Raw genomic sequence first — 16,297 nt, forward strand, 5'->3', positions numbered from 1 at the left:
GTTACGTGGATCATTCTCCCCCTGTCATCCCGTGATTTATTCACGGGATCCAATTAAAAATACTAATAAAATTAGTATTTTTTATTATTTTCTGGATTGCCACGCTCATTTCATTCACTCGCAATGACGACTCTCGATCCACGCAAAAAAGCCGCCAACGTGATGACACACTGGAAACGTTCTTGATCTATGCGGAAATGCCTACACCCGATTATAGAAATTAACTAGCTTCCTTTTTTTGACTACCGAAAGAAAGACCGGAAAATCTTTTATTAAAATCACTAACGCTTTTGTTAGACTGATTTACTACATTTCCAATATCTTTATTCCATGCTGGGTGTTTTCTAAAATCAACATCCATTAAAATCTCACCTGCAGGATGAGTTGACATTGTTTCAAAAACATCACTTCCAACTTTAATTAAAAACTTTTTATAGTCTGGATGTATCCCATTTTTCATAATGATTTTGCCACCTTAGTCTGAATTATTTTTTTCTTAATAGCTTTAGCTGTAGTGGATAAAGCATCATTATTAGCTTTTAACATATACGCATCAAAACCGCCAGCTTTTTCAACTGAACTTATACATCTAGCACTAACTGATAATCTATATTCTGCGGTTGTTATATCACTTATAAACTTAACCGATCTTAAATTAGGCTCAAAACGCCTTCTAGTTTTACGCTGTGAATGCGATACATTATTGCCATATAAAACACCCACTCCAGTGAGTTCACATTTACGAGACATAAGCTTAACCTATCAAACTTTAACTTATATAATAGATAAAAAATATAAAGTAATACTTGTATACTGTCAAGAAGTAATTACTAATATTACTTACTTAAATTCAAATAGATAAAGAGAATAAAGCCTTATCTCTTTATCTATTTTGTTCTACAAATTAACTTTTAACTTCACTAACCCTTGATGGCTTTTATATTTTTTATGGGTGTAATGATTATACTCAAATATTACATTTATATTCTTCTTCGTCAAAAGAACATTACCTCCAATATTATAAGCAAATTTAGGCTGTTTTGATATAATAATCTTCTCTTCTATTATTTGATTATTTAAAATTGCCTTAGCATTAACTTTTGTATCTTTATTATAAAAATGATTTTCTATACTCCCATACAAGCTCGGCACCAGCGTTATATCATTTAAAACCTTTATCGATTTAAATTCTATCTTACCGCCTAAACTAGTTGTTAATAGTCGATTTGACTTCTTTTGAATCATTAATTTTTGTACAAAATTATTTCCTTTATAACCACTACTTCTTGAATAATCGTATTTTAATCCAATATTTGGTATTAAGTATAAATTATAATTTGTACGATATTTATAATTTAATAATGCTTCAAAATTAAAGTTATTATTTTGATATTTACCAATAATATTATTAGCAGTTGTAGCTTTATTTTTAATATAATTATGACCAACAGATGCTATAGCTTGCAATGAAAAATTTTTCGGTAATTCTTTTAAACCATAAATACTAAGTAAATGCCCATTAAGTGCGGTCTTAGCAAACTTCTTATTATATTTAAAATGCGACTCAATTCTTGAATAAGCTATACCTATTACGTCAGAGCTATTACTAAGCTCTGTGTCCATACCGATAGTTACACCGCTAGTGCGTCCTTGATATTTCGGTATGCTTCTCCATGCTTTTTGATTGCTTACTCCATATAAACCACTGATCCATACTCCTCTATTTATTGCGTCCTCTTCATCACCGCCAGTAATCGCAGCAGTAGGCAACAACAATCTACCATGAATACCCATATGAATAGGTTTATTAGTAATAGAAGCTACTTGATTATGCAAAGTAACTTCTTCAGATATTTGCTTTTTTACAATTAAAGATTCTAGGTCTTGAGATTTTGAATCTAATAAACTTAACTCTATTATTATATTCTCATAATCTTCTGGTGAACATTTCTCTAAAAATGCTAGAGTATCAGGATCATTAAATATAGTTGGAAACAAATCGGGATGTGCTCTTATTATACTAACAAAATCTGGGACCTCTTTTAAAATTTTAAGTATATCTATCAAATTTTGATCAAAAGATATTGATGCATTTTCACCATTATTATTTAAAGCAAATAATCCAGTAATTTTTTTACTTTTTAATTCATCTAATTGTCTTTTTGCATCTTCAAGCTCATTAATTATATCTAGGTTATTAGTATTATTTTCTAAAAATTCAATTCGAGCTAATAATTTTTTTATTCTTTCATTTTCAGATAAATTACTTGCAGCCCTCATTACTTGAGAAAGTGGTATATTTGCCGGTGTAAAATCCCAATTATTTTCAGCCATTATTAAATTAAATTCTGCATTATCTACATATTCTTTAGAACCATCTTCCTTTACTATTTTTAGTCTTTTTCCGTTTATTTTATTATTATCTTCTATTAAAAATTTTGCGATTACGGCTCGTTTTTTTGCTTCATTTGTCACTAGTTTTTCGTACTCTTCATAGCTTATTTTACTGCTACTACCAGGTTTAGAAACTTGATAAGTGGCCCAACTACTTTCTCCAATTTTTTCAAGTATTTCTTCACACTTTTTAATATATTCTTCTTCACTTAAGATCGATCTATCTAGTTTATCTACCTCAATTTTATATACTTCTTTTTTTTCTTCATAGGCACGTTTATGACCTAAAGCGTTAGTTATTACGTCTTTTTCATATTTTGTAAAATATTTTTCATAACTATTATTACTTATATTATTATCATAATAGTCAATATAATCTATATTATTACCATAAGCTGATTTTATTAGTGATTCAGCTTCTGATTTTATTAAACTATAAACTCTTTCTTGTTCTAATTGCTTAAGTTTTGTTGCATCAAACTTCCTATAAGAATTTCCTTTAGAATCTTTTTCAAAACCTTTAGCAATATCGATAATTTCAGAGGTGAGATCTTTTTCTAAAATCTCTGTTGGCGTACTATACAAAATTATATATCTATAATTTGGATTAAAATTAGAAATATAAGATGTAGAACCTATTATATTATTATTTAAGTTTGTATTATCAATTATAATGTTACCTTTATCATCTTTCTCATATATTCCATTATTAGCCGCAATTTGGTTTGCCAAATTAAATTTTTCTGTAGGAGACAATTTATTATTCCTTACAATATCTTTAAAAAACCTTGTACGTAATTCATCATTATCAGTGTGTTGAGTAAGAACAATAGAAAATAGCTTAGACATCTGTCTTATTCCATTCAAATTTAAAAAGGCTTCTAAATCATAATTATCTTTTTTATTTTTTATTTTTTTCCTATTTTTTTTAAGTGTATCATAAGGATCAAATGTTGCACCTAATTCAGCATTAATATCTTTTGCTGCTGATTTAGGATCAACAGGTGGTGTTTTTGGTGGCGGCGGCGGCGGTGGAGGTGGCGGCGGTGGAGGTGGCGGCGGTGCAGCTTCTGCTTTATTATTTAAAGTAAGCAATAATATTCCTGAATTAATTGCCAATAAATTTATTGATATGGCAACAACGAAAGAGTATTTTAACAATGTAGATTTTAGCTTATATCTCAAACTCATTAGATTTATCTCATTAATATTAACTTAAACGAGTGGCAATATATAATTTTTGTTAATTAGAGTCAATAGAAATTATTAATTTCTATTAACTATTGGATTTTTTAATTATACTATGGCTAAAAAGCCTCATAATATGAGGAAATCTAACTTTTTGTAAATAAACCAAACCTTATGCAAATATACTTATTTAACACCCTCACCCAAAACAAAGAACTATTTGAACCTGAAGATCAGACTAATGTAAAAATGTATGTATGCGGTCCGACTGTTTATGATAACCCACATATTGGCAATAGTAGATCGGTAGTGGTATATGACTTACTTTATCGCATACTTGTAGATATATTTGAGGCTAAATCTGTAAAATATGTACGGAATATTACCGATGTAGATGATAAGATAATTGAGAGAGCAGCAAACTTAGGTATTAGCATTAACGAGTTAACAGACAAAGTTACAAAAGAATTTCATACGAATATGAAATATCTATTTTGTTTACCACCTACTATAGAACCAAAGGCTACGCAGCATATTGATGTAATGATCGAAATAATAGAAAAGCTAATTAAATCTGGGCATGCATATATTGCAGATGATCATGTTTATTTTGATGTTTTATTAGCTCCTAATTATACAGAACTATCTAACCAAAAATTAGAAGATATGTTTGAGAGTGTAAGGGTAGAAAATAGCAAAACTAAAAAGCATCCACAGGATTTTGTTTTATGGAAACCAGCAAAACCAGATGAAGATGTACGTATGAACTTCAAAAGCCCATGGGGACTAGGACGTCCCGGCTGGCATATTGAATGTTCAGCAATGAGCTATAAATATTTAGGCAAAAATTTTGATATTCATGGCGGCGGTGCTGATTTAATATTTCCACATCATACTAACGAGATTGCACAAAGTAAATGTGCTTTTTCGAACTCCACTTATGCAAAATACTGGGTTCACAATGGCTTTTTAACAGTTAACGGCGAAAAAATGAGTAAATCTCTTGGTAATTTTATTACTGTCAGGGATTTAATGGATAAACAAATTAAAGGCGAAATAGTAAGATTATTTTTATTAACCGCCCATTATAGACGTCCTCTTGATTATAACGACAAGACTATAGAGGATGCTAAAAAAACTCTAGATTATTGGTATAGAGCTATTCAAAATATAAATATACAAAAAATAGATACTCTGCCTAACGACTTTATGCAAAGCTTGCTTGACGATATGAATAGTCCGCTTGCTATTAAAATAATTAACGACTATGCCAAAGCCATTTTTACAGCTAATACCGAAGAAGAAAAGCAATTTAATGCCTCTAATCTTATTGCTTGTGCTAATTTTATTGGATTAATGAACGAAACACCACATGAATGGTTTAATAAAAATGTAGACGAAAATTATATAAATAATCTTATTAATGAACGCTTAGAAGCAAAAAAGCAAAAAAATTGGGGATTAGCTGATCAAATTCGTAACAAATTATTAAATGAAAAAATAATTTTAGAAGATAAGCCAAACGGCACTACTATATGGAGGAAAGAATAAGGACTTGTAAATTACGGAATATAAGTATATAATTTGTAGGCTTATATTTTTAAGCAAATTCACACGTAAGATAAATGTTAGTTCATGCATGTCATCCCGCGTGCTTGTAGCGGGATCTTAGGACATAGCCTGTGATACAAGATCCCGCTACAAGCACGCGGGATGACAAAATAATTTTACGGAGGTATAAACTAACAATAATCAGGAGAAATAAATGTCAAAAATACCACCAGTTAATGTTAAAGATTTATTAGATGCCGGCGTGCATTTTGGTCATAAGACTTCACGTTGGAATCCTAAAATGGCACCTTATATATATGGTGAGCGTGATGAGGTACATATAATTGATTTAAGACAAACAGCAGCTTTAATGAATGTTGCTTTAAATGCAATATATGAAACTGTAAAAAATGATGGCAAAGTATTATTTGTAAGTACAAAAATACAAGCAAGCGATATTATAGCAGAATATGCTGAAAAATGCGGACAATACTATGTAAATCATAGATGGCTTGGCGGAATGCTAACTAACTGGAAAACTATTTCAGGTTCTATAGAGAAATTAAATAAATTAGAACAAACTTTAGAAAATGAAGAAGCTTGCATCGGTTATACTAAGAAAGAAATACTTGATATGAACCGCAAGAAAGATAAATTACTTCTATCACTTGCTGGAATTAGAGAACTACATTCTAAGCCAGATTTAATAGTAATTATCGACACTAATAAAGAACATATTGCGATTAGCGAAGCTGTAAGACTTGATATACCTATCGTGGCTGTTGTAGATACTAATTCTAACCCTGATCATATAGATTATCCAATTCCAGGTAATGATGACGCAATAAGATCAATTAGGTTTTATTGTAGTTTATTTGCTGATGCTGCACTACAAGGTTTAGAAGAATCAATGAAAGCATCAGGAGTCGATTTAGGCAGCATCCAAGAACATGGCGATAAAAATTTAGCTCCTAAAAATGTTTCTAAATTGAAACAAGCTAAAAAGTTCTCTAAAACAAAAAATATCAATGAAGAAGCAAATACAGAATTTGAGCAAGCATTAAGTGATGCTGATGAAGACAAAAATTAGACATCTTTTTAAAATGCATAATTAAATGGAGATAGATAAAGTATGAGTGAAGTAAATATAAGTGCTAGTGACGTTAGAGAGCTCAGAGAAAAAACTGGTGCTGGAATGATGGATTGTAAAAAAGCCTTAATCGAGACTAAAGGCAATCTTGAAGAAGCTGTTGACTTTTTGCGTAAAAAAGGTCTTGCTACTGCTGCAAAGAAAGCCGGACGCGTTGCTGCTGAAGGTTTAACAGCTGCTAAAGTTGATGGATTAACTGGAGTTGTCGTTGAAATAAATTCTGAAACCGATTTTGTCGCAAGAAATGAGCAGTTCCAAGATCTAGTTATAAATATTGCTAACCTTGCAAAAAATGTTAAAGATGTAGAAGAACTAAAAGCAGCTAAAATGCCAAACGGCAAATCAGTAGAAGAAGACGTTGTAGAAAATATTGCTACAATAGGTGAAAACTTAACACTACGCCGCATGGAAGTACTAAAAGTATCTGAAGGAGCGATTGGCTCTTATGTACATAATGAAGTTGCACCAAACTTAGGTAAAATTTCTGTATTGGTAGGTCTACAATCAAGTGCAAAAGATACGGCAAAACTAGAAGCTTTAGCTAAGCAAATCGCTGTTCACGTGGCAGGAAATAATCCACAAAGTATAGATGATTCTGGTTTAGATCAAGCCCTTGTAGAACGTGAGAGAAAAGTATTCTTTGAGAAGTCAAAAGAAGAAGGTAAGCCTGACAATATTATCGAAAAAATGGTAGAAGGCAGAATTCGTAAATTCTTTGCTGAAGTTGTGCTATTACAGCAAAATTTCTTATTTGATAATAAACTAACTGTTGCTGAAGTAATCAAAAATGCTTCTAAAGAACTTGGTGCAGAAATTCAAATTACTACATTTATCAGATATGAACTTGGTGAGGGTATAGAGCAGGAAGAAAAAAACTTCGCCGATGAAGTAGCCGCTGTAATGAAAGGCTAGTATACTTACCTTTGTCATGCAGCACCTGTTTTTGTTGTACGAATCGAAAAATACTTACAATGACATTCCCGCAGAAGTACGATAGTGTCCGGATAAAATTGTAATATTATTAAAATCATCATTGCGAGAAAATATTGCCAGCATAGATCATTTTCCCCTGTCATCCCGTGATTTATGAACTAGAGCCAGAAGCCTTAAAATGTCATCCCACGACTTGATCGCGGGATCTTAAGTCACAGTCCGTAATATAAGATACCTTGGTCAAGCCAATAGTACCGGACAGTTTTTATTCTATGTCATTCCCGCGTGGCATTGTTGCGTGGATTGAGAGTCGTCATTGCGAGGAAATTACGAAGTAATTGACGAAGCAATCCAGTAAAAAATGCTAAAATTAGTTATTTTTTACTATTTTTCTGGATTGCCACGCGGTCTACGACCGCTCGCAATGACGGTTTTAATAATACTCCAATTTTTCCGGACACTACTGCACCGTTGCTAAGAATGACATATAAGGTCACCTACATCTGAATAAATTGTAAGAAATAAATAAAATTTGATACCGTATAAATGATCATACTGCAATACTTCAAAAGCTAGAAGTCAAATAAGCGGTAAGCCTGCACAGCGTACAGAAGTACGTGGCTACTACGGATCTCGAAATTTGATGTATCAAATCTTGAAGTATCAAAGGTATATATTACATAAACGTTTATTATCATCTAATAGTTCTAGATTTACTTCAATTAAAGGCATAGGTAGGAGGTGTTTAATAATTTTAGACCATTCTATTAAGGTTAAATTACCGCTTAATGCCTCTTCAAGCCCTAATTCATAAATTTCTTCAGGTGATTTTAGGCGATAAAGATCATAATGATAGATAGTAAAATGAGGTGCTTTATATGTTTGTAATAAGTTAAAGGTTGGGCTTATAATTGAGGTGTTTTCACTACAGAAATGTTTAATAATTTCACGACAAAAAAATGTTTTACCTACTCCAAGATCACCATTTAATAACACAATATTATTAGGCTTTAAGGTTGCAGCAAAAGCTCTAGCAAAATTTTTTGTTTCTTCTTCACTATTTAATATGACTTGATTATTTAACATTTGCAAGAATAGATAATGATTGTTTGAAATAGCTACTCTTTGAAAAGCTTTTCTTACACAAATCGAGATCAGATTGTTTTTTCGTTATTGCGAGGAAAAATTAATGTTATTATATGGCTACTATGTCATTCGAAGCAACTATCCGGTACTATCGTTTATAAAACGAGGAATGAAACCGTTACTTAAGGCATGAGTACCGCAGTACTTATAAAACGACGACGCCAATTTTATCGAATATACCGCAGATACTTCAAAAGTTGGTAGTCAAATAAGTGGTGAGTCAAGCTAGGCGTATATTAATACGTGAGCAAAGACGAATCCCGAAATTTGACTTACCAAATCTTGAAGTATCAAAGGTATACTATGCCACCAATTTTTCGCGTAATACTTCCACTAACTTGTTAATAGCTTCAGATGAATCTATGTTCTCAAGAATAGCAAGTTCACCTGCAAGTCTATTTAGAGCTGCTTCATAAAGAGTTCTTTCACTATAAGAACGGTCATTATCGACATTTTTATGTAAGTCACGTAATACCTCAGCAACTGCCACAATATTACCTGAATTAATCTTTCCTTCATATTCTTGAGCTCTTCTACTCCACATTCTATTACCCTGTTTTGGCTTGCCTTGAAGGGTAGAATATATTAAATCTAGATCTTTTTTGCTCGCAACTGCTCTAAGTCCTACAACTGTAGCTCTACTAACTGGTACTTTTAGAGTCATTTTATCTTGAGGGAAAGAGATTACATATACCTTTATCTCAGTACCTGCGATAGTATGGTTCTCTATATTTGTAATTTCACCTACTCCATGTGCAGGATAAACAATTCTTTGTCCTATTTTAAACTCAGATTTTTGTTGTTCTGTTTTGTCTTCGGATTGTGCTATATTTACCATTATTAATTCCTCCGTAGTAATTCTTAGTGCTTAAGAATCCAATGTTAGACTATTATCCTGTCTAGCATAACACATTTTGCTTAAATGATAAAGCAGATAATTTTATATATTAACCCACCAATTAAATACCTGACATAATAGTTGCAAATACTAAAATATAATGTTAGAATGAAATAATGCTAAAAAAAGAAGATTTTAGGACATTATCAACGAGTGCACAAGCAGCTTTAAGAAAAGTTGCATTAAGAGCAATTGATAAAGGAGAAAAACAATCAGATGTATCAAATCTTATAGGAGTAACACGTCAGACTATTAGTAACTGGGTTAACAAAAGAAGAAGAGGTGATAAATATGCAATAACTGGCAAGTCTAGAGGAAGAAAGACAGGAGAGAAAAGAATAATAAATGAAATGCTGGGTAAAAAAATACAAGATTATATAAATCACTCTAGACCAGAAGATCACAATATCAAATCTGCACTATGGTCAAGAAAAGCTATTAATGCCCTGATTAAAAAATGCTGTGGTTTCTTTTTGCCATTAAGTACGATTGGAGAATATTTAAGAAGATGGGGATATACTGCACAAAAACCAAAGAAATTAGCTTATGAGCAACAGCCAAAACAAGTTCAAGTATGGCTAGATGAAGAATATCCCGCAATAGTAAAACAAGCACAAATGGAACAAGCTGAAATACACTGGTGTGATGAAGTGGGTATAAAATCAGAATGTCAGGTGTTACAGAGCTATTCTTTAAAAGGCAAAACACCCGTAGTTATTCATAAATCAAAACGATTTACTATAAATATGATATCAACTGTTACGAACAATGGTAAACTAAGGTTCATGTTATATGAAGATACACTAAAAACAGATATATTTATAGAATTTCTAAGAAGATTAGTGAAATCTGCAAGAAGGAAGATCTTTTTAATATTAGACAATTTAAAAGTACATCATAGTAAAAAAGTATACAGCTGGACAAATAAGCATAAAGATAAAATTTCTTTGTTTTTTTTGCCTCCTTATACTCCACAACATAATCCAGATGAATACTTAAATAATGACTTAAAAAGAAATGTAAGTAGAAAACATATACCTCTTACAAAAGATGAGTTAAAATACAATCTTAAATCTTATTTACGTTGCTTACAGAACAATCCTAAACATATACAAAAATTGTTCCAAGCCGATGATGTTAAATATGCCTCTTAAGTCAGGTATTTAATTGGTGGGTTAATAGCAAATTTATTTACTATTGAAATAAAGTAAATAAAACCTTATTGTATTGTTAAATCAATATTATAAAGGTTTAAATTATGCGAAATAGTTTTATTACGTTAATATTTCTATTGCTTTTGAGTGGTTGCTCAGAAGAGAAAGAGAAAGTAGTAGAGCAAGAATCATCTGAATCCATAACTCCAGCTCATGCTTCAACTTCAGATGAAAACAACAATCAAACAACCGAAACAACAACTCCAGCTGTAATAACTCCGGCTGTGCAAGAACAAATAGAGCAAAAGCCTGAAGTAAAAACTTTTAAGGTTACTTTTAAGATAGATGAAAATGATATGGTTCTTGGGAATAAAGACTCTAAAATAGTTGTAGTTGAATATTTCTCTCCTACTTGCCCACATTGTGCTTATTATCACTCTACAATTTTTCCTGAACTTAAGCAAAAATATATAGATACTAATAAAATAGCATATGTTACTAGAGAATTTATTGCTACTAAACAAGATTTAGATGCTTCTATTTTAGCACGTTGCAAAGGTGATATAAATAGCTTTATGCTGTTTCATGATATTATGTTAAAGCAGCAAGATAAATGGTCAGTTAGCAATAAATATAGAGAGTTATTAACTGATATAGGTCAGCTTGGCGGCGTTACTCCAGAAGAATATAAAAAATGTTTGAGCGATGATAAAATTACTGAAACCTTAATTGCTAATACTAATTTTATAACAAAAGCACCAAAATTTATAGGAACTCCTTCTTTCTTTGTTAACGGAGTACAAACTGAGAATTATAGCATAAACAGTATTTCAGCAGCAATAGATAAAGCCATAGAAGAATCAAAAAATAAAATAGATTTATAGTGGATAATGATAAATTAAAAGATATTAAGACAAGAATTAATCAGTTAAAAATTGATAAAACTCCTAATTCTAACTTGCAACAGGAAATAAGTCCGTTTACTATAGCTATAGACTTAGTTTCGGGAACAATGGTAGGGTTTGTTATTGGTTTATTAACTGATAAATTCTTTCATTCTAAACCTTTATTTATTATTATATTTACTATAATCGGAATTATAGCAGGATTTAATATAGTCAGGCAAAGGCTAATCAGTAAGAAATAACAAAATGCTTCATAATCCTTTAGTACAATTTGATATAAAAAAGCTGATAGAAATTAAAGTTATGGATTTCGATATTAGCTTTACTAATTCAGCTGCCTATATGCTACTTGCTAGTGTTTTAGCTTTAACTTATTTTTACTTGGCTTTTTCAAATCCTAGGTTAGTACCATCAAGGTTACAAATAAGTGGCGAAATAATCTATAACCTTGTAACTGATATGCTAAATCAGAATGTAGGCAGTAAAGGACGCAAGTTTGTTCCTGTAATTTTCACTCTATTTGTTTTTATTTTATTTTGTAATTTATTTGGCATGATACCTTACGGGTTTACTATTACCAGCCATATCATTATTACTTTCGCTTTAGCAATTCTAGTATTTTTAATGGTGACTATAGTTGGCTTTGTAAAGCACGGTATGCGTTTCTTATCACTTTTCTTGCCCCACGGTACGCCTCTATGGCTTGCCCCACTAATGATCATAATTGAATTATTTACATATCTAGCAAGACCGGCTAGTTTATCCTTAAGGCTTGCGGCAAATATGATGGCAGGTCATATTTTATTAAAAGTAATTGCTAGCTTTGTTGTAACATTGATGATTTACTTGAAATTTCTACCAATACCTCTTATGGTTATATTAATTGGGTTTGAAATCTTTGTTGCAATTCTTCAGGCTTATATTTTTACTATTTTATCTTGTGTATATCTTAATGATGCAGTTAATTTACACTAGAGTTTTTTAATTAATTAAAGTTGAGTTTTTTTATGGATATGGTTTCTTTAAAGTTCATCGGTGTTGGTTGTATGGCTATTGGAATGCTTGGTGCAGCTTTAGGCGTCAGTAATATATTTAGTTCACTACTTAATTCAATAGCTAGAAATCCTTCAGCTACCGAACAGCTTCAGAGAATGGCACTTATTGGTGCAGGTCTTGCTGAAGCAATGGGGCTGTTTTCTTTTGTAATCGCAATGCTACTTATCTTTTCCTAAAATTTGCTTTTAAATAATATGCCTCAATTTGATATTAATACATATTATTCACAAATTTTTTGGCTAATAGTTACTTTTAGCTTATTATATATTTTTGTCTACAAATTTATAGTTCCTAAAATTGAAAGAGTTTTAAATAATAGACAATCCAATATTCAAGATAATATTGCAAAAGCCGATGAATTAGCTTTAGAAATCGAAAAGTTAAATAAATACTATAATGAAGAAATAACAAGAATAAGTACTGAAATAGATAGGTTAAAAAAAGAAAAAATAGATTCTTTAGAGGCAGAATTTTTGATTAAAAAAACTAATTTAGAACAAAACCTACGAAAGCTGATAAATCAAAATATTAAAGATATAAAATTAGTTGCAGAAAAATTTAGAACTAGTAAAGTAGATGCGACTATAATACTTGCTGCTAGTATTATCGAAAAAATCACTGGCACTAAAGCAGATATAAATTTACTAAAAAATATAAAAATACAATAATAATGCATTTTCTAGATGAAAGCTTTTGGCTTGCTATTAGTTTTATAATTTTTGTGTATTTAATTTATAGACCAGCAAAAAAAGCAATTTTAAAATCTTTGGATACGAAAGTTTTAGAAGTACAAGAGAGAGTTCTAAAAGCTGAAAAATTAAAAGATGATGCAAAATTATTATTTGAACAAACTGAAGAGCAAATAAAAAATTTAGAAGCTTTGCAACTTCAAATGACAAAAGAAAATAACGAAATCACAGAAAAAATAGTTCAAGAAAAAACTAAAGAAATTGAAGAATTTTTAGAGCATAAGAAAGTTGAAACTATTAAATTAATTGAAAGCCAAAAATTATTAGCAAGTAAAGAATTACAAGATGAATTTTCTGATGAAGTCGTTAAACTTGTTTCAGAATATTTTCACTCAACCAAAAATAATAATCTCTCAGAAACTGACATAGCTAAGAATTTAATGGATAAAGTATAGCATTCCATAAAGGTCGATACAAGCGAATTTGGAAGTAATTACCCGGTATCATTGGTATATTATTCTATGTCATTCCCGCTTAAGGCTTGCCCTCATAGATCGGTTTCCCAATTGTCATCCCGTGATTTATGAACTAGAGCCAGTTAAAAATACTAATAAAATTAGTATTTTTTATTATTTTCTGGATCTAGTTCCTAAGCCACAGTAGGCTTTGTTGCATGGATTGAGAGTCGTCATTGCGAGGAAATTACGAAGTAATTGTACGTACGCAATCCAGTGAAAAATGCTAACTTTATAACATTTTTTATTGTCCCAAATTTGGGAGAAAAACCCCACACTTGCAGTGCGTCGTTTTAACATATAGAATGTAGAGATGCAGTATTACAAGAAGATAAGCCACACAGTTTACGATTGCACTTATCATATAGTATGGGTGACTAAATATCGATATAATATATTGGTTGGTGATATTGGTAGGAGAGTCAAGGACCTAACCCAAGAGATATGTAAGGATAATGGAGTAGAGATATTAAGAGGGAAGATAGCTTCAAATCACGTACATATCTATGTATCTGTGCCACCTTATCAAAGTATTAGTAAGGTGGTACAGTATCTAAAAGGAAAGAGTTCAAGGAAGATTCAGCAGGAATTTCCAGAATTACGGAAACAGTATTGGGGTAAACACTTATGGGCTGTTGGATATTTTGTCAGAACCACAGGCAATGTGACTGACCAAATGATCAAGGATTATATTGATAAACATGAATCGAGAGATGATAAGTTTGGAAACTTTCAAGTTGAAAACTAGCTATAGCTAAGGCATTGATGCCATAATCTTAAGCCCTGCATTTGCAATGCAGGGTGGTTAACTATTTTTTTCTGGATTGCCACGCTCCTTGCAGTCGCGTAGCTCAGACGATTTGGTATCCACGCAACAATGCCGCCACGGGATGACTACCTTAGGACACTTTTCGATCCATACGGGTAATGCTTTCCCGCAGAAGCGGGAATGAGACATAGAATAAAAACTGTCCGGTACTATTATATCACTGCCTAATTAGTCTTTTAGAACTCGGTAGAGTATAGTTTGAATCAGTAGAACGATATGGGCAAATATCAATTCCACCTCGTCTTGTGTATATTATATATATAGAAAGAAATTCAGGATTTATAGCATTTTTGATATCAGTAAAAATACGCTCTGCACATTGTTCGGCAAATTCATTACAATTTCTAAAAGATATTAAATATTTTAGAAGTGCATCGTGTTTTAACTTTTTTCCTTTATATTTTATAATTATTGTTCCCCAATCCGGTTGCCCTGTTACTAAACAGTTTGATTTTAGTAAATTAGAATTAAGTTCTTCCTCTACTAAAACATCTTCATGTTTAATCAAGCTATTATTAGGTGGACCATAATCACTACATTCTATATCTAAATCATCAATATTAATGCCGCTTGGTTCACCAAATTCTATTTTTGTATTTATAGGAAATATTTCTCCTGTTACTTCAGCATGTGTATTATTACTTAAATCCTGCAAAATAATTTTTTTTAACTCATCGATGGAATCAACAGCAAAATTATTAAAAGAATTAAGATATAACTTTACTGATTTAGATTCTACAATATGAGAAGAAGTTGTTGGCACAAAAAAAGTAAAGATCGCAACACAAGGCTTACCTTTTTTATCAAGCCAAGATAGCTCATAAGCATTCCAAATATCTATGCCAAAAAATGGAAGCTTATCATTAATTAGACCTAATTCTTTACGATTATCTATGCGTGGGATTTTAAATAATAAGGTTGGATCATAAGTATCTTTATAAGTACTTTTTTTACCAAGAGCGGAATTAGATAATGTCATAATATATTAAGTAAATGAAAAGTTTTTTTGTCATTGCGAGGAGATGCGTAGCATTTATGCCGCAATCTCAGGAGTTTTATACTACTTCATGAGATTGCCACGCAGCCTACAGCTGCTCGCAATGACGACTTAGTATTCATACAACAACACCTATTTCTAAATGAAAAGACACTATGCTCCTTGGGCTAAAGCTTCCTTATGTCCATTCTCATCATACTCTTTTAGCATATAACCACGTCCCCAAACGGTATCTATATAGTCTTTACCACCAGCAGCATCGCTTAATTTCTTACGCAATTTACAGATAAATACATCGATGATCTTCATTTCAGGCTCATCAAAACTACTATATAAATGATTTAAGAACATCTCTTTAGTTAAAATTGTTCCTCTACGCAATATTAATAGTTCTAAAATAGCATATTCTTTATTGGTTAAATGTACTTTTTTACCATCAATTTCAACACTTCTAGTATCTAAATTTACACTGACTTTATCAAATCTAAATACTGATGCAGCATGCCCTTTAGAACGTCTAACTATAGCTTTAATTCTAGTGATTAGCTCTTCTCTAACAAATGGTTTAGTTAAGTAGTCATCAGCTCCTGAAGAAAAGCCAGTAATCTTTTGATCTGTATCAGTTAAGCTAGATAAGATTAAGATAGGAGTTTTTATTTTTGCTGCACGCAATCTTAGTAATATTTCGAAACCATTAATATCAGGTAACATTAAATCTAAAATCATTAGATCATACCTACCAAGTTTACCTAATCTTAAACCTTCTAAACCAACCGAAACTTTATCGCAAACTATTCCTTCTGAAGCTAAAGTCAGCTCAATTAGATTAGCCATTTCTGGTTCATCTTCAATTAATAAAACTCTCATTTTATTTTCTCCTAAAATTCAATTT

At 31.3% G+C, this 16,297-nt stretch carries 18 protein-coding genes and 1 pseudogene; 12 read left to right on the forward strand and 7 right to left on the reverse strand.

Features of this window, described 5'->3' with window-relative positions:
• Window positions 1–220: 220 nt before the first annotated feature.
• From rpmE to AAGD54_RS08445, 3 genes are all read right to left on the reverse strand, one after another.
• Window positions 221–460 carry a 50S ribosomal protein L31 gene (gene rpmE, locus AAGD54_RS08435; RefSeq protein WP_016948660.1) on the reverse strand — a complete coding sequence of 80 codons (240 nt, stop codon included), beginning with the start codon at window positions 458–460 and terminating at the stop codon, window positions 221–223.
• A complete protein-coding gene (gene rpmB, locus AAGD54_RS08440; RefSeq protein WP_341788463.1) occupies window positions 457–750 on the reverse strand; it encodes a 50S ribosomal protein L28 in 294 nt (97 codons plus the stop codon). The genes rpmE and rpmB overlap by 4 nt, the downstream gene beginning before the upstream one ends.
• Before the next feature lie 147 nt (window positions 751–897).
• Window positions 898–3,585, reverse strand: coding sequence for an autotransporter outer membrane beta-barrel domain-containing protein (locus tag AAGD54_RS08445; protein WP_341794591.1), 2,688 nt, complete (start codon window positions 3,583–3,585; stop codon window positions 898–900).
• Between the two features lie 171 nt (window positions 3,586–3,756).
• On the opposite strand from AAGD54_RS08445, the gene cysS reads away from it, so the two are divergent.
• The 3 genes from cysS (at window position 3,757) to tsf (ending at window position 7,195) form a co-directional block, all read left to right on the forward strand.
• Window positions 3,757–5,133, forward strand: coding sequence for a cysteine--tRNA ligase (cysS, locus tag AAGD54_RS08450; RefSeq protein ID WP_341794592.1), 1,377 nt, complete (start codon window positions 3,757–3,759; stop codon window positions 5,131–5,133).
• Window positions 5,134–5,347: 214 nt separating this feature from the next.
• The gene (rpsB, locus tag AAGD54_RS08455; protein WP_011477933.1) at window positions 5,348–6,223 is read left to right on the forward strand and encodes a 30S ribosomal protein S2; all 876 of its coding nucleotides are present in this window, start codon (window positions 5,348–5,350) and stop codon (window positions 6,221–6,223) included.
• A gap of 42 nt (window positions 6,224–6,265) precedes the next feature.
• Window positions 6,266–7,195, forward strand: coding sequence for a translation elongation factor Ts (tsf, locus tag AAGD54_RS08460; RefSeq protein WP_341794593.1), 930 nt, complete (start codon window positions 6,266–6,268; stop codon window positions 7,193–7,195).
• A gap of 684 nt (window positions 7,196–7,879) precedes the next feature.
• Here the strand turns inward: tsf and tsaE are convergent.
• Window positions 7,880–8,302 (reverse strand): tRNA (adenosine(37)-N6)-threonylcarbamoyltransferase complex ATPase subunit type 1 TsaE, encoded by a 423-nt coding sequence (gene tsaE / locus AAGD54_RS08465; protein ID WP_341788467.1) that lies wholly within the window; start codon window positions 8,300–8,302, stop codon window positions 7,880–7,882.
• Window positions 8,303–8,534: 232 nt separating this feature from the next.
• Between tsaE and AAGD54_RS08470 the strand changes: the two are divergent.
• Window positions 8,535–8,664: pseudogene (locus AAGD54_RS08470) on the forward strand (palindromic element RPE5 domain-containing protein); the annotation flags it as partial.
• Here AAGD54_RS08470 and AAGD54_RS08475 read toward each other — a convergent pair.
• Window positions 8,664–9,200: a CarD family transcriptional regulator gene (locus tag AAGD54_RS08475; protein WP_341788468.1), complete on the reverse strand. Its 537-nt coding sequence runs from the start codon at window positions 9,198–9,200 to the stop codon at window positions 8,664–8,666. The pseudogene AAGD54_RS08470 and the gene AAGD54_RS08475 sit on opposite strands and share 1 nt — an antisense overlap.
• Window positions 9,201–9,376: 176 nt before the next feature.
• Between AAGD54_RS08475 and AAGD54_RS08480 the strand changes: the two genes are divergently transcribed.
• From AAGD54_RS08480 to tnpA, 8 genes are all read left to right on the forward strand, one after another.
• Entirely contained in the window at window positions 9,377–10,414 is a 1,038-nt protein-coding gene (locus AAGD54_RS08480) for an IS630 family transposase (protein ID WP_341794594.1), read from the forward strand.
• Between the two features lie 104 nt (window positions 10,415–10,518).
• Window positions 10,519–11,298, forward strand: a complete 780-nt coding sequence (locus AAGD54_RS08485) for a DsbA family protein (protein ID WP_341794595.1) — start codon at window positions 10,519–10,521, stop codon at window positions 11,296–11,298.
• Window positions 11,298–11,561, forward strand: a complete 264-nt coding sequence (locus AAGD54_RS08490; protein WP_341788470.1) for an AtpZ/AtpI family protein — start codon at window positions 11,298–11,300, stop codon at window positions 11,559–11,561. Before AAGD54_RS08485 ends, AAGD54_RS08490 begins: the two co-directional genes overlap by 1 nt.
• 4 nt (window positions 11,562–11,565) lie before the next feature.
• Window positions 11,566–12,294 (forward strand): F0F1 ATP synthase subunit A, encoded by a 729-nt coding sequence (locus AAGD54_RS08495; protein WP_341788471.1) that lies wholly within the window; start codon window positions 11,566–11,568, stop codon window positions 12,292–12,294.
• 32 nt (window positions 12,295–12,326) lie between these two features.
• Window positions 12,327–12,551: a F0F1 ATP synthase subunit C gene (locus AAGD54_RS08500; protein ID WP_011477942.1), complete on the forward strand. Its 225-nt coding sequence runs from the start codon at window positions 12,327–12,329 to the stop codon at window positions 12,549–12,551.
• Between the two features lie 18 nt (window positions 12,552–12,569).
• Complete coding sequence (locus AAGD54_RS08505; RefSeq protein WP_341794596.1) at window positions 12,570–13,043, forward strand: ATP F0F1 synthase subunit B'; 474 nt, start codon at window positions 12,570–12,572, stop codon at window positions 13,041–13,043.
• Window positions 13,044–13,045: 2 nt separating this feature from the next.
• Window positions 13,046–13,519, forward strand: coding sequence for a F0F1 ATP synthase subunit B (locus AAGD54_RS08510; RefSeq protein WP_016948594.1), 474 nt, complete (start codon window positions 13,046–13,048; stop codon window positions 13,517–13,519).
• A gap of 373 nt (window positions 13,520–13,892) precedes the next feature.
• The gene (gene tnpA, locus AAGD54_RS08515) at window positions 13,893–14,327 is read left to right on the forward strand and encodes an IS200/IS605 family transposase (protein ID WP_341794258.1); all 435 of its coding nucleotides are present in this window, start codon (window positions 13,893–13,895) and stop codon (window positions 14,325–14,327) included.
• 238 nt (window positions 14,328–14,565) lie between these two features.
• On the opposite strand, the gene queF is transcribed toward tnpA, so the two are convergent.
• The gene (gene queF / locus AAGD54_RS08520) at window positions 14,566–15,387 is read right to left on the reverse strand and encodes an NADPH-dependent 7-cyano-7-deazaguanine reductase QueF (RefSeq protein ID WP_341794597.1); all 822 of its coding nucleotides are present in this window, start codon (window positions 15,385–15,387) and stop codon (window positions 14,566–14,568) included.
• A gap of 171 nt (window positions 15,388–15,558) precedes the next feature.
• On the reverse strand, window positions 15,559–16,272 hold the full coding sequence (gene ctrA / locus AAGD54_RS08525; RefSeq protein ID WP_341794598.1) for a response regulator transcription factor CtrA: 714 nt from the start codon (window positions 16,270–16,272) through the stop codon (window positions 15,559–15,561).
• Window positions 16,273–16,297 lie beyond the last annotated feature (25 nt).

This window comes from Rickettsia endosymbiont of Rhinocyllus conicus (assembly GCF_964026465.1).
Classification (GTDB): domain Bacteria; phylum Pseudomonadota; class Alphaproteobacteria; order Rickettsiales; family Rickettsiaceae; genus Rickettsia.